This is a genomic window from Snodgrassella alvi wkB2, from assembly GCF_000600005.1.
Taxonomy (GTDB): domain Bacteria; phylum Pseudomonadota; class Gammaproteobacteria; order Burkholderiales; family Neisseriaceae; genus Snodgrassella; species Snodgrassella alvi.
The window spans coordinates 2235342-2260210 of sequence record NZ_CP007446.1 but is presented as its reverse complement, the minus strand read 5'-3'; the positions used below and the strand labels follow the sequence as shown (position 1 = coordinate 2260210).

At 43.0% G+C, this 24869-nt stretch carries 15 protein-coding genes; 3 read left to right on the top strand and 12 right to left on the bottom strand.

Annotation, left to right across the window (positions count from 1 at the left end; all coding sequences use genetic code 11):
• Nucleotides 1-16: 16 nt before the first annotated feature.
• The 7 genes from SALWKB2_RS10270 to SALWKB2_RS10245 form a co-directional block, all read right to left on the bottom strand.
• Nucleotides 17-847, bottom strand: a complete 831-nt coding sequence (locus SALWKB2_RS10270) for an FTR1 family iron permease (RefSeq protein ID WP_025331588.1) — start codon at nucleotides 845-847, stop codon at nucleotides 17-19.
• Nucleotides 848-861: 14 nt separating this feature from the next.
• Nucleotides 862-1197 carry a cupredoxin domain-containing protein gene (locus tag SALWKB2_RS10265; protein WP_025331587.1) on the bottom strand — a complete coding sequence of 112 codons (336 nt, stop codon included), beginning with the start codon at nucleotides 1195-1197 and terminating at the stop codon, nucleotides 862-864.
• A 107-nt stretch (nucleotides 1198-1304) separates the two neighbouring features.
• A complete protein-coding gene (locus tag SALWKB2_RS10260; protein WP_025331586.1) occupies nucleotides 1305-1850 on the bottom strand; it encodes an iron transporter in 546 nt (181 codons plus the stop codon).
• Nucleotides 1851-2437: 587 nt separating this feature from the next.
• Entirely contained in the window at nucleotides 2438-2794 is a 357-nt protein-coding gene (locus SALWKB2_RS10255) for a hypothetical protein (RefSeq protein ID WP_025331585.1), read from the bottom strand.
• 978 nt (nucleotides 2795-3772) lie between these two features.
• On the bottom strand, nucleotides 3773-14155 hold the full coding sequence (locus SALWKB2_RS12140; RefSeq protein WP_025331584.1) for an ESPR-type extended signal peptide-containing protein: 10383 nt from the start codon (nucleotides 14153-14155) through the stop codon (nucleotides 3773-3775).
• 809 nt (nucleotides 14156-14964) lie between these two features.
• On the bottom strand, nucleotides 14965-15177 hold the full coding sequence (locus tag SALWKB2_RS12735; protein WP_370530648.1) for a GNAT family N-acetyltransferase: 213 nt from the start codon (nucleotides 15175-15177) through the stop codon (nucleotides 14965-14967).
• Nucleotides 15178-15709: 532 nt separating this feature from the next.
• A complete protein-coding gene (locus SALWKB2_RS10245; RefSeq protein WP_025331583.1) occupies nucleotides 15710-16627 on the bottom strand; it encodes a DMT family transporter in 918 nt (305 codons plus the stop codon).
• 603 nt (nucleotides 16628-17230) lie between these two features.
• Here SALWKB2_RS10245 and SALWKB2_RS10240 point away from each other — a divergent pair.
• The 3 genes from SALWKB2_RS10240 to SALWKB2_RS10230 all read left to right on the top strand — a co-directional run bounded on the left by SALWKB2_RS10240 (nucleotide 17231) and on the right by SALWKB2_RS10230 (nucleotide 18637).
• Nucleotides 17231-17824: a DUF2975 domain-containing protein gene (locus SALWKB2_RS10240; protein WP_025331582.1), complete on the top strand. Its 594-nt coding sequence runs from the start codon at nucleotides 17231-17233 to the stop codon at nucleotides 17822-17824.
• Between the two features lie 12 nt (nucleotides 17825-17836).
• The gene (locus SALWKB2_RS10235; RefSeq protein ID WP_025331581.1) at nucleotides 17837-18064 is read left to right on the top strand and encodes a helix-turn-helix domain-containing protein; all 228 of its coding nucleotides are present in this window, start codon (nucleotides 17837-17839) and stop codon (nucleotides 18062-18064) included.
• Between the two features lie 102 nt (nucleotides 18065-18166).
• Nucleotides 18167-18637, top strand: coding sequence for a hypothetical protein (locus SALWKB2_RS10230; protein WP_025331580.1), 471 nt, complete (start codon nucleotides 18167-18169; stop codon nucleotides 18635-18637).
• A 40-nt stretch (nucleotides 18638-18677) separates the two neighbouring features.
• Here the strand turns inward: SALWKB2_RS10230 and SALWKB2_RS10225 are convergent, their stop codons facing one another.
• The 5 genes from SALWKB2_RS10225 to SALWKB2_RS10205 form a co-directional block, all read right to left on the bottom strand.
• Complete coding sequence (locus SALWKB2_RS10225) at nucleotides 18678-19445, bottom strand: SDR family oxidoreductase (RefSeq protein WP_025331579.1); 768 nt, start codon at nucleotides 19443-19445, stop codon at nucleotides 18678-18680.
• 20 nt (nucleotides 19446-19465) lie between these two features.
• Nucleotides 19466-20629: an isochorismate synthase gene (locus tag SALWKB2_RS10220; RefSeq protein ID WP_025331578.1), complete on the bottom strand. Its 1164-nt coding sequence runs from the start codon at nucleotides 20627-20629 to the stop codon at nucleotides 19466-19468.
• Nucleotides 20630-20792: 163 nt separating this feature from the next.
• Entirely contained in the window at nucleotides 20793-21581 is a 789-nt protein-coding gene (locus SALWKB2_RS10215) for a 4'-phosphopantetheinyl transferase family protein (RefSeq protein ID WP_025331577.1), read from the bottom strand.
• A gap of 63 nt (nucleotides 21582-21644) precedes the next feature.
• Complete coding sequence (locus tag SALWKB2_RS10210; RefSeq protein WP_025331576.1) at nucleotides 21645-23237, bottom strand: ATP-binding cassette domain-containing protein; 1593 nt, start codon at nucleotides 23235-23237, stop codon at nucleotides 21645-21647.
• Nucleotides 23234-24835, bottom strand: a complete 1602-nt coding sequence (locus SALWKB2_RS10205; RefSeq protein ID WP_025331575.1) for an ATP-binding cassette domain-containing protein — start codon at nucleotides 24833-24835, stop codon at nucleotides 23234-23236. The genes SALWKB2_RS10210 and SALWKB2_RS10205 overlap by 4 nt, the downstream gene beginning before the upstream one ends.
• Between the last annotated feature and the right edge of the window lie 34 nt (nucleotides 24836-24869).

The window sequence follows — 24869 nt, the reverse complement described above, 5'->3', positions numbered from 1 at the left end:
TGCAGCAGGTTCTGCCTTATCTGGATTTTTTCCTTAAAAACAATATAGCCATTAATAACCAGAATACACCAAAAGTAATGACGCTAATCCACATTGGCTGGGAACGGTAGGCAAACAGTGAGGAAGCAAAACTGCCAATCAGACCGCTATCGTCAATAAAATGTGATGTATCCCATGCCGGGCTAATGAGGAAATCAGGAATTGATACGTCATGCTCCAGCAGCATATTGGTACCGTCTTCAACAGCTCTCAGCAATAATGAAATGGCCAGAAATAACAGGACAATACCGGTTATGGTAAAAAATTTTTTCCATTGGATGAAGCGGCTGGTTAGAATAAATGCATAAAATGTCAGGGCAGATACTGCTATGCCGATAAGTACGGCAAGACAGAAACCGGAGTAATTTTGACTGTTCAGCTGCATAATCTGGCCGGACAGAAATACGACAATTTCACTGCCTTCACGGGCAATGGCAATGGCTATAATAAACAGAGCTCCCCACCAAGAATTGCGGGCTACCTGTTGTGCCATTTCCTGTTCCAGGGATGATTTCATATTTCGGGCGTGTTTGTTCATCCAGTACACCATTTGCACAATCAGTATGCAGGCAACAGCAGACATGCCCATCATAAACATGGTTTGATGGTCATCGGTAAGCGCTTTGAATACGCCGTTGATGATTAATGCCAGTATGACAGAAATCAGTACGCCAAGCCCGACACCGCCAAACAAATAACGCATACCATGGCTATTGTCAGGATTACGTTTAATCCATGCATAAATAATGCCGACAACCAGTAATGCTTCGAAACATTCACGCCAGACGACAAAAATTGTTTGTCCCATTGTATTTCCTGCTTTTATTTTACTATTAACTGCCCTTTGGGCTTATTCAGATGAAAGTCATCGAAAAAGATATAGGTACCGGGTTTTTTCGGGGCAATGACGACCACTGATGAGGCGCCCGGGGCGAGTACTTTTTCTTTGACCAGCTGGGTACTTTCAAATTCGACGGGACCTTTGCCAATATTGGTAACCTTAATGCGAATAATTTTGTTGGCTGGTGCATTGAGGGTCAGGGGAATCAGATCACCATCTTTCATTTTCAGTTCCAGAGTGACTTTATCGTCAGCAATGGCTGAAAATGAAAACATAAGACTGCATAAACCCAATAAGATAAGAAGAAATTTTTTCATAACAGATATTCTTACAGTGAAAGGTGTTGTGGCAGTAATAATGTAATAAGGGATTATTCAGCCAGTTGAAGCTAGAATAATCCCTGATCACAGCCAGCTAAATGCGATTAATAGCTGCCTTTGCGGCCTACACCGGCATAATCAAAATCCCAGCTGACTTCAAATGGTTTGAACCATGGTGCTACGCCGGTTTCTTTGTCAATATGGCGAGCCATCTGGTTGGCTGTTGGTGGGGAGATACGGTAGGTAACACGATATTTGCCCAGACCATTCAGTTTGATGTTGTCACCATAGTGGGGACCGTCATTGGCAACCATAGACATGAATTTACCTGAATGTTCGAATTTCCCTTTAGTCAGTTTGGTAATGGAGTATTCAATATTCAGATTAGGAATCCAGTCTCCTTCGGCAAAGCCGTTAGGATTACCTTCTGTTGCATGAATATCGGCTTCCATGTGCACGTCGGATTTGCTGGCCGGCAAATGCATATTACTGTGATCCATGCCATCAGTGTCCATAGTAATAGGCGGCAGATATACACCGGAAATTTCCATTCCGTTTTTAATAATAGGTTTGCCCATGGGGTATTCCTGAGCAAAGGCTGCCATTGATACAAGAGCGGCACTGGCGATAGCAATTTTTTGTAACAGCATTTTATAATTTCCCTATTTTATTCATATTGAGACAAATTGAATCAGATATGACTGCATATCAATTGATAAGGATTATCAATATACTCCTTTTACCAATGTTAGAAAATAATTAAATTATGTTTTTTACTGGTGTTTATTGTTATTTATTGTGGTGCAAATAACAGTAATTTTTTGAGGTTGTCCGTAAAAGTGTCTTATAAATAACAAATCTAAATTGACAATTGAATATATCCTTTATTAATAAATATATAGATTAAAAAAGCTGAAAACGCCGGCTGGAAATGGTTTCAGCTGTTATCAATCTTAATCTGGTCGTTACCAACCGGAAAACTGATGGAGGAATTTCTAAATTATTTGCTGTTGTGGTGTAGGCAAACTATTGATATATAAGTTAAGTAATGTTAAATTAAGCTTGTGGTTGTGATAGCGCTGGTTATGGAAATGATCAGCCGGAACAGATTCCGGATAGTACTTTAATTGGTATGTGTTAGTTTGAAGTAGAAAACTGTTCGGGCTGGTTTGGTGGTATGAATAAACAGTTATCGAAAATAGTCGCCTATGGTGAAATTACTATAAGCAGAAAATGATTAGGTTCTGTGTACTGCCTGCCATATTTGTTGTGCTATGGGTTCTATCCCTTGCCAGAGCAGGGGTTCCCAGTTATGCTGTTTGCAGAATGAAAATACCAGGGTTTCGGCACTGATGATGCTGTTACAGGGCTTGAAAACCAGCAACCCGCTATCCTGCCAGTCTGAGTCGGCTTTGATGATATAGGGTGACAGGATATAGGCTGTATATTCGGTAATTTCCTCTGGTTCGTTATGCCATTGGCTGCCGAGTGATGTAGTTTGTTGTATATAATAAAGTGCAAAGGGGTATTGCAGTTGTAGATTGTCGTGCAATGCTGTGGATAGCGCATTCTTGTCAGGCGCAAGAAGTTTCATTGTTTATTCTCCCTTTGTATTTTATGCTGAATGAGTAATTGTATGAAGTATGTAGTATATCTGTGTATCAGGACGACACCTGATTGTCAGTAGTTTTTGGGCAAACAGGTTAGATTGTGGTTTCTGAAAGGGGAGATTTGCTTTGTAGATGTTCATATCATTGCCCTTCTCTTTAATCATGAGACCGCAAGTGTGCTGTTAAACACAGATGGCGGCAGACAAATGGCAGGGTTGACAGACCGACAAAGAGTATACCGGTAGGCGTAAAGCCTCCCTGCCACTGTCCACCATGAAAAAAAGCGGTGGCAATGGGTTTTTACAGACCAACGCTACTTTTTTGGTAAGTAGCAAAAAGTCTGCCTCTTTGTTCAGCCTGTCAAAGCTGGTTACGCTATTGAACGTAACGTCTTTATCTTGCCGCTAAAGCAGGGAACTGTCAATTATTGACTCATATATATGTATGAGTTATCTGATATGCATTTTCATTCCGGGTAAAAATGGTTTGTTTATCCGGATTATTAAGTCTGTTTTATGACTGAAAAGCCAGTTTTTATTTTTTTGGCATGTATTGCCGGCTGTTATGTATTTTGCATATTTTTATGATAAATGCGAGATTAAGCAGACGATTGTGTAATTACTTATTGTATACAGGACAGAATATCTTTAACTGTAGCCATATTCGCTGAACAGGCTGTGATGACTATTGAATAATATAAATGGATAATAAACAGAAACCGGCTGCATATTCTTCGATTTAGTGTATTTGCAATATTTTTTGTTTAATGGTTAACAGTTTTATTTTTAAAGTGTTGTTTTATTGGTATTAGAAGCGAATTGATATAACTAAAAAAACTGGTATTTCATCATTCAGTCTTTAGTATCAGGATAATGTAATTTCTCAATGCTTTTATTTGTTATTTTCAGCAAAAAATCGGGCATACACTGGTATGCCCGATTTTGAAGCTATTTATCTGATGATTACCACTTATAGCCTATACCTGCATTAAAGCCGGTTTCACGTCCGGTAGTGGAGACACCTGCACCCCATGAGAACTTACCGGTATTGTTTGTGGCTTTGTAGTTAATACCAACTGCAGCATAACCATGATATGAACCCATGCCTACACCTACTGTCTGTTCACCGGCATTTAACTGCGGCAGATAAGCACCAGACAGTGCCATGGCCAGAGCAGTACCGGAATAGGCACGCCGTTCTACACGATGTACGCGGTCGTTAACATCATTGACGTAGCGGTTGATATTTTCCATGCGGGCATTAACACCTTTCAGCTGTGCCACATTGACTGCATCAGTGTCAGCAGTACCTGCAGCGACACCTGTAATCTGACGGTAAACACCATTGGCGGCGTCACCCACAGACACAGCGGCCTGAGTGCTGGTGGTTGCCTGAATGGCTCTTGCCTGTTGTGCTGTGGCACTAACCGGAATGTAGCCATTAATACCTGCTGCCGTATTGGCCACAGAGTTGGCACCCAGCGCAATTCCGCCATTCTGAGTAACGCTGGCATGATTACCAATAGCTACGCCGTTTTCTGCACTGGCTGCTGCTTGTGAACCAATAGCTACAGCAGCCTTACCACTGGCAGCTGCTGCACCGCCTACAGCAATAGCATCACTTCCGCTTGCTGAAGCCACAGCCTGAGTGGAATTAACTTTTGCATATTTGCTGCCGCCGTTATACAGATTGTTAATGGCATCGCCTACATTATTGGCTGTTACCGCAGTACCATCAGCATTGCTGGTTGTATAGCTTGGTGCAGTGAAACCACCTGTGCCGGCTCTGGTGAGCGGGTTGTAGCTGGCATTACCGCCCAGGCTGGCTGCTACTGCAGACAGGGCATCAGCTGTTGAAGCAGACAGTTTCTGGGTATCCGAAATAGCCTGATTGGCTTTTTCAGTTGCTTCATTGATCGCAGAAGCATTACCGCCACCACTGTTTTGTGCCAGCTTGCTATCCACTGAGCTGGAAAGACTTTGTAAATCCTGTTTCCATTCATTTTTCATTTGCCACAGCTGGCTGCCATTCACTGCCTCTGTTGAATTCTGGCCTGTATCACCAGAAGCAACATTGGTAATTTTCTGGGCAGTGCCGGAGCCATGGCTGGCATCATAAGCTGAACCGTTCCATTGCAGGGCATTAAGCTGTAATGAGCTCAATGTTGTGGATATTCCTGCCGGTATGGTGCCGGAAGCAAGGTGAAGCTGATCCTGCAGGCTGGACAGACTAGTTGAGGTGGAAGTGGACAGCGAATAGAGCTGACGACCATTTACTGCCTGATTAGACGTTGCGTCTACTCGTCCGTCTGCAACTCCACTAATGGTTCTTTCGTTGCTTGCTTCACGAGTCAGCTGATTTGAGAAGGCTGTTGTACCATCGTCAAAATGCACTGAGTTCTTCTGCAATTCGTCAATCAAACGTTTTGAAGTCTTAATATCATCCTGAGCAGTTTTAATATCATCCTGAGCAGCTTTGATATCTTTGTTCATCGTTTCTATCGTTGTCCTGCTCTCAGTAACTACCTGATCAACTGAGCTTGATACACTGCTAATGATGGAAGACGAAATACTGTATAACTGTCCGGCATTGACTGCATCAGTAGAACCGTCTGCCAGCTGACCGGCAGCCACGTTGGTAATCTTCTGGGCAGCGCCGGAACCATGGCTGGCATCATAAGCATTACCATTCCATTGCAGTGCGTCGCGTTGCAGATTACTGATGTTATTCACCGCAGAACTCAGGCTACTAGACAAAGTAGAGATATTACTGTTGGTAGTAGAGAGCCCGGTATTGTTACCGGCAGTCGCAGTGGAAAGACTACTGCTCAGTGAGGTGGACAGATTATACAGCTGGTCACCGTTAACGGCATCGGTAGAGCCACTGCTAAGTGTACCGTTGGCTACGTTAGTAATCTTCTGGGCAGCGCCGGAACCATGGCTGGCATCATAAGCATTACCATTCCATTGCAGTGCGTCGCGTTGCAGATTACTGATGTTATTCACTGCCGAGCTCAGACTACTAGACAAAGTAGAGATATTACTGTTGGTAGTAGAGAGCCCGGTATTGTTACCGGCAGTCGCAGTGGAAAGACTACTGCTCAGTGAGGTGGACAGATTATACAGCTGGTCACCGTTAACGGCATCGGTAGAGCCACTGCTAAGTGTACCGTTGGCCACGTTAGTAATCTTCTGGGCAGCACCGGAGCCATGGCTGGCATCATAAGCATTACCATTCCATTGCAGTGCGTCGCGTTGCAGATTGCTGATGTTATTCACCGCAGAACTCAGACTACTAGACAAAGTAGAGACATTACTGTTGGTAGTAGAGAGACTGGTATTGTTACCGGCAGTCACAGTGGAAAGACTGTTAATCATTGAGGTAGACAGATTATACAGCTGGTCACCGTTAACGGCATCGGTAGAACCACTGCTAAGTGTACCGTTGGCCACGTTAGTAATCTTCTGAGCAGCGCCGGAACCATGGCTGGCGTCATAAGCATTACCATTCCATTGCAGTGCGTCGCGTTGCAGATTACTGATGTTATTCACCGCAGAACTCAGACTACTAGACAAAGTAGAAACATTACTGTTGGTAGTAGAGAGTCCGGTATTGTTACCGGCAGTCACAGTGGAAAGACTGCTGCTCAGTGAGGTGGACAGATTATACAGCTGGCTGCCATTGACGGCATCGGTAGAACTATTGCTCACTGTACCGTTTGCTACATTGGTAATCTTCTGGGCAGTGCCGGAACCATGGCTGGCATCATAAGCATTACCATTCCAACTCAGTGCATCGCGTCGCAGGGTACTGATGCTGGTATTAACCTCTGCTAAGCTGGTCGACAGCGTAGCTGTTGCGCCGGAAACTGTATCCAGACGGTCAATAGCACCATTCAGTCTGCCAGTCAGATTACCTACAGAAGAGGAAACGGTGTTCAGTTTCTCATTGGTGGTAAACAGCTGACCGCCTGTTACTGCCTCATTTGAACCTTGTTCAATTTTTCCGCCTGTAATATTGGTGATTTTTTTGTAGTTTGCATCATAATTTTCACCATTTATTTGCAGGGCATTCTGATCCAGAGTATTGATTCTATCTGTAGCAGAAGACAAATTATCGGAAATTCTGGAAGTGGATTCAGCAATACTGTTAATCCGCGTATTGGTCTTATTCAGGCTATCATTCAGATTCGCCACTGTAGAGCTTAAGCTGCCTACCCTCGAATTAGTCTGATTTAGCTGACTGCCATTGACTGCATCGGTGGAATCCGGGGCTAAATCAGCTTCGGCTACGCGGGTGATTTTCTGCGCCATAGTAGAACCATGGCCGGCATCGTAGGCAGATCCATTCCATTGCAGAGTATTGTCCTGCAGTCTGGTTACAGTAGCAGTTACTGAATTTACCGAAGTGGATACAGCATTAATACTAGAATTTGTAGTATATAGCTGGCTGCCATTCACTACATCTGATGAATCAGGTGCCAGTGAACCGTTTGCAACATTGGTAATTCGATACCGGGCATTGGTAACACCATGGCTGGCATCATAATAACTGTTGCCATTCTCTTCCTGTACCCATTGCAAGCTGTCTTTTTCCAGTTTGTTTACTGTATCGTTCACTTTGTGTACTGAGCTGGAAACGATACTCAGATTGGAATTAGTAGTAGATAACTGGCTGCCATTTACAGCATCGGTAGAGTTATACGTCAGATCACCGTTAGCTACATTGGTAATCTTCTGAGCCTGACTGGTACCATGGCTGGCATCATAGGCACCAGAGCCATCGGTATTCTTTTTCCATTGCAGCGCATCAGACTGTAAATCAGCAACAGAGCTGCTTAGTGTGCTGATATTACCATTGATATTGGTCAGATCACCGGCACGGCTTACAACAGTAGACAGTGAGCTGAAGCTGGTAGAAGAAGAGGTGGATAACTGATAGAGCTGACCGGCATTAACTGCATCAGTAGAACCGTTTTCTAGCTGACCGGCAGCCACATTAGTAATCTTCTGCGCCTGATTAGTACCATGGCTGGCATCATAAGCACCAGAGCCATTGGTATTGTTTTTCCATTGCAGCGCATCAGACTGTAAAGCAGAAACATTGCTGCTTACCGTATTCAGTTTACCGGTGGTGTTTAGAGCAGCGGTAGATAAAGAAGTGATACCGGAAGCAGAAGAGGTGGATACCTGATAAAGCTGGCTGGCATTAACTGCATCAGTAGAACCGTCTTCTAGCTGACCGGCAGCCACATTAGTAATCTTCTGCGCCTGAGTGGTGCCATGGCTGGCATCATAGGCACCAGTACCATCGGTGTTCTTTTTCCATTGCAGCGCATCAGACTGTAAAGCAGCAATATTGCTGTTTGCTGTACTGATATTACCATTGATATTGGTCAGATCACCGGCACGGCTTACAACAGTAGACAGTGAGCTGAAGCTGGTAGCAGAAGAGGTGGATAACTGATAGAGCTGATCGGCATTGACTGCATCAGTAGAACCGTTTTCCAGCTGACCGGCAGCCACATTGGTAATTTTCTGCGCCTGACTGGTGCCATGGCTGGCATCGTAAAAGCCGCCGTTACCATTGACATTCTTTTTCCATTGCAGCGCATCAGACTGTAAAGCAGCAATATTGCTGTTTGCTGTACTGATACTACCATTGATATTGGTCAGATCACCGGCACGGCTTACAACAGTAGACAGTGAGCTGAAGCTGGTAGCAGAAGAGGTGGATAACTGATAAAGCTGACTGGCATTAACCGCATCAGTAGAACCGTCTTCCAGCTGACCGGCAGCCACATTGGTAATTTTCTGCGCCTGACTGGTGCCATGACTGGCATCATAAACACCAGAGCCATCGGTATTCTTTTTCCATTGCAGTGCGTCAGCCATTAGCTGAGTAACATTGTTAGTGATGTTGGTAACATTACCTGTATTGGCCACCGCTGCGTTCAGATTACTCAGACTGGTTGAAGTGGTTGTAGACAAGCTGTAGAGCTGAGCGGCATTAACCGCATCAGTAGAATGCTCATCCAGTACACCGGCCGCTAAATTACTGATTTTCTGAGGACTGGATGTCCCGTGACTGGCATCGTAAAAACCAGAACCATCAGCATTTTCATGCCATTGCAACGCATTACTAAGCAGAGAACTAACTTGATTATTCAGGATATAAACATTGCTGGCAACAGTAGAAATATTACCAGTAGTAGCTACCGCTTCATTCAGATTACTCAGACTGGTCGAAGTGATTGTAGACAAGCTGTAGAGCTGAGCGGCATTGACTGCATCAGTAGAATGCTCATCCAGTACACCAGCTGCTACATTACTGATTTTCTGCGGATTACTTGTTGCGTGGCTGGCATCATAAAAGCCTGAGCCATCAGCATTACTTTTCCATTGCAGCGCGCCACTGAGCAGAGTGCTTACATGGTCATTTAAGACATTGACATTATGAGAGATATTGGCAATATTACCAGTAGTGGCTACCGCCTCATTCAGATTACTCAGACTGGTTGAAGTCGTTGTGGATAAGCTGTAGAGCTGGGCAGCATTGACCGCATCAGTAGAATGTTCATTAACCTGACCGGCGGCAATATTGGTGATTCTCTGCGCACGGTTGGTTCCGTGACTGGCATCGTAAAAACCAGAACCATCTGCATTTCCATGCCATTGCAGAGCATCAATAACCAAATCATTCACTTTAGTAGTTAATGTACTGATATTACTGTTAACATTCGTCAGATCACCAGCACGATTTAAAGTGGATGATAATGTACTCAGTCCGGTAGATGAAGAAGTAGATAGCTGATAAAACTGAGCAGCATTGACTGCCTCAGTAGAGTATTCATCTATATGACCGGCAGCAATATTGGTGATTTTCTGCGCACGATTAGTTCCGTGACTGGCATCATAAGCTCCGCTACCGTCTACATTACTTTTCCACTGCAATGCATCAGATTTTAAAGCTGAGACATCGTTGCTTACCGTATTCAGTTTACCGGTAGTGCTTAGAGCAACAGTGGATAAAGAAGTGATACCACTAGCAGAAGAAGTAGATACCTGATAAAGCTGGCTGGCATTGACTGCATCAGTAGAATTGTCTGCCAGCTGACCGGCAGCCACATTAGTAATCTTCTGCGCCTGATTAGTACCATGGCTGGCATCATAGGCACCAGAGCCATTGACATTATTTTTCCATTGCAGCGCATCAGACTGTAAATCAGCAACAGAGCTGCTCAGTGTGCTGATATTACCATTTACATTGGTCATATCACTGACACGGCTCACAATGGTAGACAATGAGTTAAAGCTGGTAGAAGAAGAGGTGGATAACTGATAAAGCTGACCGGCATTGACCGCATCAGTAGAATTGTCTGCCAGCTGGCCGGCAGCTACATTGGTAATTTTCTGTGCCTGATTAGTGCCATGACTGGCATCATAAAAGCCGCCGATACCATTGACATTATTTTTCCATTGCAGCGCATCAGACTGCAAAGCAGAAACATTGCTGCTTACCGTATTCAGTTTGCCGGTGGTGTTTAGAGCAGCGGTAGATAAAGAAGTGATACCACTAGCAGAAGAAGTAGATACCTGATAAAGCTGGCTGGCATTTACAGCATCAGTAGAATCGTCTGCCAGCTGACCGGCAGCCACATTAGTAATCTTCTGAGCCTGATTAGTACCATGGCTGGCATCATAGGCACCGGAACCATCGGCATTGTTTTTCCATTGCAGCGCATCAGACTGCAAAGCAGAAACATTGCTGCTTACCGTATTTAGTTTACCGGTAGTGCTAAGAGCAGCGGTAGATAAAGAAGTGATACCACTAGCAGAAGAAGTAGATACCTGATAAAGCTGACCGGCATTAACCGCATCAGTAGAACCATTTATCAGCTGACCGTCTGCCACATTGGTAATTTTCTGCGCCTGATTGGTACCATGGCTTGCATCATAGGCACCGGAACCATCGGTATTCTTTTTCCATTGCAGCGCATCAGATTTTAAATCAGCAACAGAGCTGCTCAGTGTACTGATATTACCATTCACATTGGCCATATCACTGACACGGCTCACAGCGGTAGATAAAGAAGTGATACCGGAAGCAGAAGAGGTGGATACCTGATAAAGCTGACCGGCATTGACCGCATCAGTAGAATTGTCTGCCAGCTGACCGGCAGCTACATTGGTAATTTTCTGTGCCTGATTAGTGCCATGGCTGGCATCATAAAAGCCGCCGATACCATTGACATTATTTTTCCATTGCAGTGCATCAGACTGCAAAGCAGAAACATTGCTGCTTACCGTATTTAGTTTACCGGTGGTGTTTAGAGCAGCGGTAGATAAAGAAGTGATACCGGAAGCAGAAGAGGTGGATACCTGATAAAGCTGGCTGGCATTAACTGCATCAGTAGAATCGTCTGCCAGCTGACCGGCAGCCACATTAGTAATCTTCTGAGCCTGATTAGTACCATGGCTGGCATCATAGGCACTGGAACCATCGGCATTGTTTTTCCATTGCAGCGCATCAGACTGCAAAGCAGAAACATTACTGCTTACCGTATTCAGTTTGCCGGTAGTGCTAAGAGCAGCGGTAGATAAAGAAGTGATACCGGAAGCAGAAGAGGTGGATACCTGATAAAGCTGACCGGCATTAACCGCATCAGTAGAACCATTTATCAGCTGACCGTCTGCCACATTGGTAATTTTCTGCGCCTGATTGGTACCATGGCTGGCATCATAGGCACCGGAACCATCGGTATTCTTTTTCCATTGCAGCGCATCAGATTTTAAATCAGCAACAGAGCTGCTCAGTGTACTGATATTACCATTTACATTGGCCATATCACTGACACGGCTCACAGCGGTAGATAAAGAAGTGATACCGGAAGCAGAAGAGGTGGATACCTGATAAAGCTGACCGGCATTGACCGCATCAGTAGAATTGTCTGCCAGCTGACCGGCAGCTACATTGGTAATTTTCTGTGCCTGATTAGTGCCATGACTGGCATCATAAAAGCCGCCGATACCATTGACATTATTTTTCCATTGCAGCGCATCAGACTGCAAAGCAGAAACATTGTTGCTTACCGTATTCAGTTTACCGGTGGTGCTAAGAGCAGCGGTAGATAAAGAAGTGATACCGGAAGCAGAAGAGGTGGATACCTGATAAAGCTGGCTGGCATTAACTGCATCAGTAGAACCGTCTTCCACCAGACCGGCAGCCACATTAGTAATCTTCTGCGCCTGATTAGTACCATGGCTGGCATCATAGGCACCAGACCCATCGGCATTGTTTTTCCATTGCAGTGCATCAGACTGCAAAGCAGAAACATTACTGCTTACCGTATTCAGTTTACCGGTAGTGCTAAGAGCAACAGTGGATAAAGAAGTGATACCACTAGCAGAAGAAGTAGATACCTGATAAAGCTGGCTGGCATTGACAGCATCAGTAGAATCGTCTGCCAGCTGACCGGCAGCCACATTAGTAATCTTCTGCGCCTGATTGGTACCATGGCTGGCATCATAGGCACCGGAACCATCGGCATTGTTTTTCCATTGCAGTGCATCAGACTGCAAAGCAGAAACATTGCTGTTCAGTGTGCTGATATTACTATTAACATTGCTCATATCACCGACTTTGCTTACAGCAGTAGACAACGAGCTTAAACCAGTGGTTGTAACACTGGCCAGATTTTTCATCTGTGCCACATTCACCGCATCGGTATCGTTTGTACCTGCTGCCAGACCGGTTAACTGACGGGTTATTCCGCTGCCTGCATTACCAATAGCAACAGCACCTGCGGTGCTGGTCCAGGTCGGATTATTCGCAGCAGAATTTGTACCAGTAGGGTCAAAGCCGGTTTTTCCTTTCTCAATATCGGCAACTGATCCGCTGCCCAGAGCGACACCTGCGTCTACAATAGTCTTAGCACTGGTACCTATTGCAATACCACTGGCATTGCTAACGCTGACAGAGTTACCAATAGCAATTGCATCAGTAGCATTGGCACCTGAACTTGTGTTATTACCAATAATTAAGCCACGAGCGGCATTAACCGTGTTATCATTGCCCAGAATCAGGCCACGAGTGGCCGTGACGGTATTATCATTACCAAAAACCAAATCTTTGGCTGAACTAACAGCATTATCATTACCAAAAACCAAATCTTTGGCTGAACTAACAGTATTGTTATTACCAACAATACGGATATTATTTACGCCTTCAGTTGTACCGCTAATGGTATTTTTATTACCGAAAACACCAGAATCATCAACAGCAATTGTGCCGTTTTCGTTACCAAGAGAATAAGTGTTGTTACCGGTAATATTGGTTGGGTTGATCGGGGCTGCACTTATTTCACCATCCTTGAAAATGGCATTGTTTTGTGCGCCGCCGATTGCCCCGGATTTACGTCCGCTGACCTGATTACCCGCGCCAATACTGATACTCTGATCGCCAACTGCCTGTGCTGCATTACCGACTGCCACACTGCTGTTACCGGATGCATTTGCACCGGTGCCTAAAGCAACCGCTCCATCATTATTTGCAGCACTGCTTAAACCAACTGCTACGCTGCCGGTACCATTTGAAGAAGCCATAGAGCCCAGAGCCACACTGGAAATACCAGTTGCCTGAGAGCTTATACCAAAGGCAATTGATGCAGCGCCGGAAGCCAGAGATGCTACGCCGAAAGCCATTGCTCCGCCCGCAGTTGCAGTTGCGTTAGCTCCGAATGCAGTGGAATAATTCCCGGTAGCGTAAGAACCGCAGCCATAGGCAAAAGAATAAATACCATAAGCTACAGGCATTGCATTGTTATCACCGCCGGTAGGGGCGGCCTGATAACCGGTTCCGCCATCGGTCTTACCTTCATCACTCCATGCTTCTGCTTTGTTAGAAGTTACGCTTCCGTACGGACGACCGTTCGCAAACGCAGTATTTCTAATGAAACGTAAGTATTCATCTGTTGCTGAAATGCCATTGGTAACGGTTCTGCGACCATTAACTCTGTCTGCACCACAATGGTCGTCATCACCCGAGAATACCATGCTACCATGGCCGCCATATTGATAGCCGCCACCAGGCCAAACTGTACCGCTGTTATTGCCGCCGACAATTGCCGCATTAGCTGCATATACTGGAGCAATTGCCTGCCATTCTAAAATCAGCGCTGTTATTGTTACGCTAACAATTTTTTTCAGTCCTAGCTTATTAATAATTTTTTTAACTATTGATTGTTCACAAACAGTATTTGATTTGGTTTTACTATTCGCCAGCTCTGATGCGGCTACCCATGTTTGGGTATTTTCATTCCAGACATTCCGATAAACCTTGTTCATAGGTTTTCTCCTGATTGATTAAAGTTACAAAACCAACAATCCAACCCCCTGTACTACAATTTGAATCTGCTTACTCGGCTGTAAAATATCTGCTTATCTTGACGGCTGTATCAGCAGATAACCGACTCAGGAAATAATCTTCCGGAATAAACAATGACAAAGGTTTACCCAGCGTTAAATCCAATTAATGAAAAAGATACGCTTGAAAAATAAAAGCTTATAAATTCTTAATTATTAATTATCAATATTTTCAGAATAGATAAACGATTAACTTAATCTTGTAACTTTTTAATACAAAGGTATGAGCAAACTGAATAATTAATATTAAATATATAGAATTAACATGAAAAAATATAAATGTACTTATTTATAATTAACTTTAAACGTAAGAAATTAATGTAAAAATTAAAATAAAGAATAAAAATAAGAGAGAAACAGTAAACAATGCCATTTTATGGCTGTGAATGATAGAAAAAGAAATATTTGATATTTGCAAATTATTTAAAACGGATATTATTGCAGTGTGTCGATTACAGGAGAAATCAAAAAAGATAAAAAATAATTTGGATTTAAGAAAATTTAAATCCAAATCAGCAGAGATAAGAAAGTAAGACGAACAAATTAGCCGGTTAAATCATAAATTTTCATATCTCATTTTTTATCTGGCTCTAAAAAATAGTAAACAAATTGATCATCAATTTTATAACCTGACTTTTCATGCAGAGCTCTGACTTTGAGATTATCGATTGATGTGCATAATGGAATGCCGTTATAGGCAGAATTACCAGCGAAGTTTCTTACTTTTTCCATTAATGGGTGGCAACACCGCATCTTTTATGGCTTTTTATAATATATAAATCATTCAAAATGATAGTGGGTGATATAGCTAAAGAAGAATATGAAAAATATAACTGTATAAAACCACATGCTGTTTTATTATCGTAGACTAGAAAAATGATTGAATCATTGTTTATCAATCTTTCTTTAATGAGTTCTTTTGATTCAGATTGACAATCCCTAATACCATAAAATTCTCGATCTTCAATGAAAAGTTATGATATATCATCAAATTCGTTTAATGTTCTTTGTGGTATATTAAATAAGGTATCCATACGTTTACCAATAAAATAATGCTATTTAGATAATCAGCATTATGATATTAAACCGCTCCGTTTGGTTCAATATCTTATTTGTAATAGCATAGATTAATATTATAAAAGTGTAACTTTTCAAATTTCTTCAGAACGAATTTTAATTCTTGCGGGAGAAATCTATTAAATTTGTACATTGCAAATCAAAATTAATTTATATATTAGAATGAATCAACGGGTTTAGTTTTTTGGCTAAATTAATTCTATTATAGATTGCTTTTTTATCTTTAAAGAAAATTAGTTTTCAGGGTGATAAATAAAAGTGAATGCTATAAAACATCAATAAAAAATATATTAAAGGTGGAATTATGAATAGTGTATTTTCTGCCAGGGTATCAGCATTGCAGATTTTTTGATTAAAGATATGATAACTTACAAAAGAGTGATTACCTTTTGCTGATTTTTATTCTTTTAAAAAATAAGTTTTTAATAAACCCAATACATTATTAATCAGCATAATACCGGTAATAATTAACAGAGCACCGAGGAAAAAAGCATAGTCAGGTAATTCAGACAGAATCAGCCAGCCCATCAGCATGGCAAATATTGGCTCAGCTAATTCAGTTACCTGAACCTGAGCAGCGGATAAATAACCAAGTGCTTTGGTAGTACAGTAAAATCCCAGAATAGTAGGTAAAATGGCCAAAGCTATCAGCCCTGCGACGGTTTGCCAGTGAAAATCAAAAGGATTTTGCCGGAAGGTTGCTAAATAGGGGATAGCCAGATAGATCAGACCAAACAATAATAAAAATCTGGTCAGATAAATACCACCATGTAAACTGAATTTCTTAACCAATACACTAAAAAGCCCGTAACCGGCTCCTGCGGCACTGGCAAATATCAATAACAATAATGAGGCTTGCCCAGACCATGAAATAACGCTAATGCCGGCGATTGCAACAGCAACACCGGAAACGGCTGATATTTTAATTTTTTCATTTAATAATAAGCAGCCGAAAACTAGTGCAGCTATCGTAGCGGAAGCCATGAGTATCACGACTACATTCGCCGCACTGCCATGCCCGTAAGCGATTGTTTCAAAGAAAAACAAAGTAAATATTCCAAACAGAGCACACAGGCCAATATGCATCCAGATTTTTATATTATTATCTGATACAGGGGCAACTATCTGAATTTGCCGGGCAAATGGAGTACGTATCAAGAGTAGTGAAACAAAAACAAAAGCCAGAAACGTTTTATAAAACGCTATTTCATAAGGATTCAATCCACTGGCCATCAGTAATTTACTGATAATACCTATAGAACCATTTAGTGCGGCTGCTGATAGTGCAAATAAAATTCCGGCTAAAGCTTTAGGCATTATGGACTTTCTCCGATAAATCTTTCCACATGGCAGATTTCGAATACGCTGACTAAACTCAGAATCAGGTTCCGATCATTCATTCAAACTTGTAGCTATCTGACACGATAATTAAATAATCATATGCTAAAGCCAATATTCTATACTGTTTAACAAGTCTGTTTTTATAGTTTTAAGAATTCTTGATTGCCAGTCCCATCTCTCGGTTTCTGAATTTGTATTTACTGAATAATAGTCAGAACAGAAATACTTTTACTGGTTTTAATCTGGTTTTTATTTTAATTATGCTAAATAAATATATTTATCATCGCCGGTGCTGATTATTTTTATAACATTTGATAATGCAACCGAACAATTAAATGATTGTTTTATTCTGTAACGGTTTAATGGTTATCTGAAGATTAATTCTGTATCAGCAGGGAACAGGCTTAGTTCACTTTAGACATTAAAGCCGGCTGTTGTTTTATCTAGTTGATGAATAATTATAATAATTAATTTTATATAATAAATTATTATCGTTTTATTTTAATTTTTTATTGTTAAATTTACATTTACATGATATTGTATGCCTGGTTTTTATATTTTTATAAAAAGGTATTAAACATGAACACTGTAATGCTTGAAACACATTCCCGATTAAACCGTTATTGCAAATTAATGTCTCAGTTAACCCTGATTCCTATATTTTGTATAGGTATCGGAATGATATCTCCTTTATTATTTTATTTTTTTGATATTCATAATATCGGACTGAATTCCGGAGGATATTCATTTTTTATTACTCATAGTATGGGTGATGGTAATGCTGATATTGATATATCCAGACTTTCTCTATGGCAGGCAGTTTCTGCTACCTTAATTGATACCATAATCATTGCGATTCTGGCTTATGGTTTCGTTCAGCTCAGATTGCTGTTTCTAAGCTACAGTAAAGCAGATTATTTTTCTGTGAAATCAGCAAATTACTGTTATGCATTTGGTAAAGCTTTGGTGATTTGGGAGGTTTTACAACTGCTCTCAGAGCCTCTGCTATCGTTTATCTTAACGCTTAATAATCATTTTCCGGATCGGTATATTTCGATATCATTTGAAAGTAGTGATTTAATTCTGTTATTCCCTTCTATCAGTATTATGATTATCGGTCAGATACTAAAAAAAGCATGCCAGATTGCAGAAGAAAATAAGCAGTTTATTTAACAGGAGTTTAATGTGCCGATTAGAATAAATTTAGATGTTATGCTTGCTAAACGGAAAGTGAAATCAAAAGAGCTGGCTGCTGCTATTGGTATTACCGAGCAAAACCTATCTTTGCTTAAACAGGGAAAAGTAAAAGGCATCAGGCTAGCTACGCTGGAGGCAATCTGTCAGTATCTGGATTGCCAGCCGGCTGATATATTGGAATATATTAAAGATAATCACCCGGAAACGACATTATAACCTTTATCATGTCGTTTCATTAGCGCATTGTCATATTTTACCCATAAGAAAAACTAAAATAAAAATCGTATTTTATCTGTTTTCTTTAGATAAGGAGTGATTATGCTTGATATTGATTGGGAACCTGTAGATAGGAAATTAATAGATGAAAATAATTTGAAATTTCCTAGGTTCTATAGAAATAAGAAAACTGAGAAAATTTATTTATTTCTTAATAAAAATGAAGGTGTAATATTTGAACAAAAGATCTACAGTTCTAAACTAAAGCTATATCACTTTGAAATAATTGATCACAGGAATGATTTATCGGAATGTACAGAGGAGGAACTCTGGCAACCTATTGATGTCTGTTTATACAATAGCCTAAATTTTAAGGGTCAAGTAGTTATAGAACTCCCAGGTTCACTAGGAATTGTTACAGATAATACTTGGTTTTTAGTTTTAGTATCTAAATACAACCCTAAGTTAAGAAAGTTAAATTCTATGGAGAAAATTTTCACATGGAATTATGTGAAGCTAAACATTAGTCATACTGATGGAATCTCTATAGTTGAATATCAAAAAAAACTATAGATTTTAAGAAAATCTACAATCCGGAGAACATAAAAGCGAATCAGACGCCCAGTGTTGCTCCGCCATCTACAACAATTTCCTGCATAGTGATCTGCGCTGCTTCTTCAGAGAGCAGGAAAGAAACGGTATTGGCAATATCTGCCGGCTGAGCCAGTTTCCTGAGAGGAATGCCAAGACGATATTGCGTTAAGTCACCATCCAGTATTCCGGCCGGTGGTTCGTTGTCGGTCCATAATTGTTGTTGCATCGCTGTGAGGGTAGAGCCCGGTGAAACGATATTAACCCGGACATACGGGGCAACTTCCAGAGCAAGATTGCGGCAGAAATGGCTGAGTGCTGCTTTGGTGGTGGCATATAAACCCATCTCAGTGCGCGCCATGCGGGCACTGTTAGAGCTGACGGTAACAATACAGCCTTGTCGCTGCTGCCGGAAATGTGCGGCTAAATGCTGGCTGATGAATATGGGCGCCAGCAGATTAACATTCAGGCTGGTTTGCCATTGTGCCTCAGTGGCACTCAGCAACGGTGTAAGGATTAATACTCCGGCCACATTAACCAGACCGGTTATATTATATTGATTAATCAGTGTATTGAGTAATATACGGGTTTCTTCGAAAGCAGTGATATCCTGACTAATGCTTGTCCAGTAAGTCTGATACTGGGCTTCAATCATCTGTTGTACCGGCCAGCTCGGCGAATAGGGCTGTTTATCGATTCCGATAACATGATAGTGCTGTTCGAGCAGTTTAGTAACAATCGCAGCCCCTATACCCTGGGCTGCACCGGTAACGATAATGGCTTGCTGCATGGTTGTTTCTCCAGATAATGTTACTGTTGCTGAAATACATTGAGCATAGTTTGCATTTTGGCTTCGGTTTCAAACCATTCTGCTGCTGCGTCTGAGCCTGCAACGATGCCTGCTCCGGCATACAGGCGGATAATATTGTGATTCAGTAAGCCGTTGCGGATAGTAACGACCCATTCTCCGTTCCCGCTGGCATCCATCCAGCCATTCAGTCCGCTGTAGTAATGACGGTTATAGCCTTCATGATTGAGAATAAAGTCTCTGGCGATATCCGTTGGTGTGCCGCAAACGGCCGGTGTGGGATGCAGATGAAGTGCCAGATTAAGTGCATCGGGCGCATCGGCTTTCAGTTGCCCCTGAAAGACTGATGACAGATGAAACATGGTTGATGTAGTTAAAATTTCGGGTATTTCTGATGCCTGATACGTTGAGCAATAGCTGCTGAGCTTATGCCGGATATTATCGATAACCAGCTGATGTTCATGCCTGTCTTTGGCCGACTGATAAAGTTCTGTCTGCGTCTGGCTGTTGTATTCCGGAATAGCCGAGCGCGGTCGGGAGCCGGCCAGCGGGTTACTGCGTACCTGTTGCTGCTGGCGCGATAGCAGTAATTCCGGGCTGGCACCAAAAATATACTGGTCTTCTTCCACAGGAATCATAAATTTATAGGCATCAGGATTTTGCCGGATAAGGATATTCAGTAAATCCTCCGGGCTGTACTGCCGGGCAAATTCAAATTCTGTTGCCTGCGACAGCACAATTTTTTGCATTTGTTTATCCGCCATAGCACTTAAAGCCGTTTGAACACTGTGTTCGAATGCCTGACGCTCTACCAAAGATTTTTTGCGGATAAGTGAGTTTGCAGTTTTACCTGCTGAAGCAGTATTGTGCTCAAAGTGAGCTGGTGAAGTTTGATTAAATTCACTGTAAAAATTTAAGGTGCCGTTCTTTCTGGTATCAAATGGAATAGCAGCAATAAGAATGGGATTGGCATATCCCTGTGCTTTGATGTGATTAAAACAGTCGGCAATCTGCTGATTGCAGGATTCGGACTGATTAACCGGCATATGTATTTTGTGGATAAGATGTCTGGCACTGATGTGATGCTGACTGGTTGCAAAACAGGCAAACTGATCCTGAGATTGAATAGGAGAGCGGGAAACAGCGCTTGATTCTGTAATCGTCATTTTATTACCTGTAGACAGATGTGGGTTGTATGTAATGAAAAGTCTAGATAAATCAGGCTATGTAAGTTTGTTTATATTAATGCAAATAGTAATCATTATCAATAATTATAATAAAAATACAGAAAAATTTTCTGTTCTGGGCAAAATTCAGCCACAAGCTGTTTCAGATATATGCAATGGTTATTATTTTTTCTTTTGTGCAATGGAAATAAACTTCTGCTGTTTGCGGATTTGCATGGGTAAGCGGTGAATCAATCAGGAAATTCAGATATGAATGACGATACGACTGGAAAGCTATATCAGTAAAATTAATCAGTTTCTGATATTGATGAAACCATGCTTTGATAATGCTCTCTTTTGCTGAAAAAAGCAGCAGCGCCATCAGCGGCAGGTCAGTACTGTGTTCGGTTATATAGCGTAATTCGGCCGCCCGGAGAAACAGGCTCAGAGTGGATTTATGCTCATTCATAATACTCTGGTGCTGCCGGTATTCAATATCGATACCCAGAAAGCGGTGTGTCGGCTGTTTTTTCTGTACGCAGGCAATCGCCAGACATTGGCGCTGATTGCTGGTGTGGCTCAAACTTCCCTGTAAGGATTCAGGAAAAAGCGGCTGTCCCTGTGAACCTGTTTTCAGATTAAAGTTGCTGTAACCATACTGTAATAATGCATATTTTGCCGCCAGCCGGCCGGCTATAAATTCTGTCTGGCGTTTGTGCCGGCTTTGTCTGATGTTGTCCGGCAGAAAGATGTTATGTATCTGACCAATTTTATGCAAAACCGCTGTGTCGGCTAATGGCATGCATATCTGGTGAATGGTGTTATTGCCGATGCTGATTGTGTGATGACTGAATAATGCAGGCGAATCATTCACCGGCAATAGCAATTTTCTGCTGCCGGCAGAAGTGTCTTGCCGGCAGTCTGTTCTGCCCGGGTCTGATATAAATGACATGCATAGCCTGTATTTTAAGATATGGCGCTAATCAGTAGTATTTGCCTGAATCATATCTGGTGTTTATGTAATATCCGGCGATAAATCCAGAGTCAGGGTAGGCTGCCACGGAGCCGCACTGCGATGCGACACAAAAATCAGGGTGCGGGACTGGCTGAGTATAGTATCAATCAGTTGTTGTTCCGTGCTTTCATCCAGTGCTGATGTGGCTTCATCCAGAATCAGTATCGGCGCATGCTTGATAAGAGCACGGGCAATGGCTACGCGCTGCTGTTCGCCGCCGGATAGGGCAGAGCCTTGCTGGCCGACATATTGGTGAATGCCTTCATCCGTCCGGTCGATAACTGTTCCCAGCATACATTGTCTGGCAATAGCTTCGATTTCAGCATCACTGGCATCAAAACGGCCGATGCGGATATTGTCTGCCAGAGTGCCGGTAAAAATAATCGGGTTCTGAGCGACATAAGCCATATTGTCTGTCAGTGTCTGATAAGACAGTTGAGGCAGAGGAATGCCGTCTAATCTGATTTCACCCATAGCCGGATCATCAAAGCGCAGACATAGTTGCAGCAAGGTACTTTTGCCACTGCCGCTAACGCCGGCGACGTGTAAGCGCGCACCTTCGGGAATATCCTGATTAATGGTTGTCGAGCCGGTGATACAGTTCAGATTATGCAGAGATAACTGTGCATGCTTCGGGGTGCGCGTTTCTTCTGTTTCAGGCAGTACCGGCGGATGGGTAAGTTGCTGAAAGTGGCGCAGTGAGCTGATTAAGTCATTAATGCTCAGACCGGCAGTAGCCAGTGCACTTAATGGTGCGCCGGCGCGCCCCATCAGTAATAATACAGCCAGTATCAGGTATTCATCGTTCTGAGCGGACAAAATACAATAAACCGCCATGCCTGCCATGGGCAGCACATTAGCTAAAGTAGCTATCAGCGTTGCACTGGCTGCACTACAGTTAATTTTGCTTAGCAGGTTTTCCTGAGTGCTCCAGCGCTGCTGGATAGTATCCAGCGCATGAGCCGATCCTGCGGCTGTACGCAGCAGAGTAAGGTGTTCAACCAGTTCAATGGTTGCCGTGGTGCTGTCCAGTTCGGTCTGATGGCGTTGTGCATCAGTTTTATTTAAAGCATATTGTGCCCATACTTGTAATAGTAAGGACAGCAATATCATCGCCAGTGCAGCTAACATGATGCCTGTACCGGCAACAAAAGCCAGCCCGATACAGATAAATAGGGGCAGACAGGGCGCATGTAAAAACGTCTGCAACTGATGCGCCGGAATGCTCATGAAATTCGGAATTTCCTGTCCGGCAGTTTTACTGATAACTGCACGGCGCTGGTCATTAAACCAGGACAATTTAGCGCTGGACAGAGAACGTCCCAGTGCGGCAAATAAATCTCCGGCCAGACGTACGCCGGTAAGAAAGCCGTTACGGGTAACCAGTACCGTAATCACTATGGCAATAGCAGCACTAATCACTACCCACAGTGGCGACTGCTGATTTACTATAGCCAGAGCCAGTATGGTGTAAGCACATGCTTCCAGTACGGCAACCAGTATCCAGCCGATACTGACAGCAATCAGGCGGGGTCTGGTGGCGGCCGGTATGGTTTCAAAAAGGGAGTGTTTGTTGCCGGCTGCTGTATTCATGCCTCGCTCCTTAATGCTTCCAGTACCAGTTTTGCATCGGCTTTATCGGCCAGAGCCGGCTGGTGAGTAACAATGATAATGGTTTTATACGCAGTATGAGCCAGTTCCTGCAAAGCCTGAAATATTTCCCGGGCATTCTGATCATCCAGCGCACTGGTAGGCTCATCCATTAAGATAATTTCTGCCTGAGTGAGAAAAGCCCGTGCAATGCAAATACGTTGTTTTTCTCCGCCGGACAGGGTACGGGCAGGTGTTGATAAATCCAGATTCAGATTGGCTCTGGCCAGAGCCTGTTGCATGACTTCATCGCTGGCATCAGGAGCAGTTAAGGCCAGATTGGCACGAATCGTATTGTCTAAAACATCATATCCTTGCGGAATAAACAGAATCAGCCGGTGGCGGGTGTCGTCATGTAATGCAGACAGATCGGTCTTACCCAGTTGAACAGTTCCGGATGTCAATGGTATGTATCCGGCTAATGCATTGAGTAAAGTGGTTTTACCTGCTCCGCTGGGGCCGGTAATAGCGGTAATGGCGCCGGCGGGAAATGTGAAGCTGAGTTTGCGTAAAACCGGATGTTCTTCCTGAGAAAAAACTGCATCATGCATAGATAATACTGCCGGCTCCGGCAGATGATTTATGGTTCCGGCCGGTAATAAGGGCTGATGTAAAAATTTGGTCAGACGTCCGGCAGCAGCGCGTCCGGCTCTGATGTAATCAATACCATGCCCGAGACGTAATGCGGGTGTCACAATGGCCAGACTGAATAACAGAGTGGCAGCCAGAGTAGTGGTGTCCTGTGTATAACTGACCCAGTAGCCAATGGCAAATGTCGCTACTGCCTGTAGCATAGCAGTGGCGATGGCTGCCGGCGTGGCTGCCTTGGCTACCCAGTGCACCATATTGCGGGTAAATTTTTCAGTTGCTTCTGTATAGGCAGTTAATGCGCTGGAATGCTGCCCGTAAATACGATAAACCGGAATCCCGCGTACATATTCATCGGCCTTATTAATGATATCCAGCATTACCTGCATACGTGCGGTACCGTCACGCCGGGTCATACGCGGTATGATGATGAGATAATAAACCGAAGCAATCAGTCCGGGTAATAATACCCATATTGCCGATATGCCGATAAAATAAATAAGGATACCGATGGATAAAAGCGGAATAACCGTGAATACGGCAATCTCACCGGGTAAATGAGCCAGCATATGATGCAAACTGGCAACATCATCGGTTAGCAGCTGTTTAAGTGTCTGCTCATTCTGTTTAGCCAGTATATTGGACGGCAGGCGGATTAAATGCTGTGCCACTGTCCGGCGTAAAGCCGCCGCAAAGCGGCTTTCTGCCTGATGTGCCAGCCATGAGGACAAGGCTGTAAACAAAGCGGCCAGCAGCCAGCTGACCAGTGCATAATTCAGCCAGCACCAGCTCATGTTATCGATAAATTTAATGATAAACCACAGCCCTGCCAGCATAGCGATACCGGCAATTACGGCGGCAAATGTACCGCTTATCAGCCCGGGCAGGGCTACCCGCCACTGATGTGCCAGACCGGGCGGTATGCTCTTGCCGGATAGATTTAAATCAGTCATGTTTTATGTTCCCAAAGCTGTATGCAGCGTCCGG

What these genes read in the sequence shown, in the direction of transcription:
- SALWKB2_RS10270 (WP_025331588.1), bottom strand. Translation starts at nt 847, where the DNA reads ATGGGACAAACAATTTTTGTCGTCTGGCGTGAATGTTTCGAAGCATTA.
- SALWKB2_RS10265 (WP_025331587.1), bottom strand. Translation starts at nt 1,197, where the DNA reads ATGAAAAAATTTCTTCTTATCTTATTGGGTTTATGCAGTCTTATGTTT.
- SALWKB2_RS10260 (WP_025331586.1), bottom strand. Translation starts at nt 1,850, where the DNA reads ATGCTGTTACAAAAAATTGCTATCGCCAGTGCCGCTCTTGTATCAATG.
- SALWKB2_RS10255 (WP_025331585.1), bottom strand. Translation starts at nt 2,794, where the DNA reads ATGAAACTTCTTGCGCCTGACAAGAATGCGCTATCCACAGCATTGCAC.
- SALWKB2_RS12140 (WP_025331584.1), bottom strand. Translation starts at nt 14,155, where the DNA reads ATGAACAAGGTTTATCGGAATGTCTGGAATGAAAATACCCAAACATGG.
- SALWKB2_RS10245 (WP_025331583.1), bottom strand. Translation starts at nt 16,627, where the DNA reads ATGCCTAAAGCTTTAGCCGGAATTTTATTTGCACTATCAGCAGCCGCA.
- SALWKB2_RS10240 (WP_025331582.1), top strand. Translation starts at nt 17,231, where the DNA reads ATGAACACTGTAATGCTTGAAACACATTCCCGATTAAACCGTTATTGC.
- SALWKB2_RS10230 (WP_025331580.1), top strand. Translation starts at nt 18,167, where the DNA reads ATGCTTGATATTGATTGGGAACCTGTAGATAGGAAATTAATAGATGAA.
- SALWKB2_RS10225 (WP_025331579.1), bottom strand. Translation starts at nt 19,445, where the DNA reads ATGCAGCAAGCCATTATCGTTACCGGTGCAGCCCAGGGTATAGGGGCT.
- SALWKB2_RS10220 (WP_025331578.1), bottom strand. Translation starts at nt 20,629, where the DNA reads ATGACGATTACAGAATCAAGCGCTGTTTCCCGCTCTCCTATTCAATCT.
- SALWKB2_RS10215 (WP_025331577.1), bottom strand. Translation starts at nt 21,581, where the DNA reads ATGTCATTTATATCAGACCCGGGCAGAACAGACTGCCGGCAAGACACT.
- SALWKB2_RS10210 (WP_025331576.1), bottom strand. Translation starts at nt 23,237, where the DNA reads ATGAATACAGCAGCCGGCAACAAACACTCCCTTTTTGAAACCATACCG.
- SALWKB2_RS10205 (WP_025331575.1), bottom strand. Translation starts at nt 24,835, where the DNA reads ATGACTGATTTAAATCTATCCGGCAAGAGCATACCGCCCGGTCTGGCA.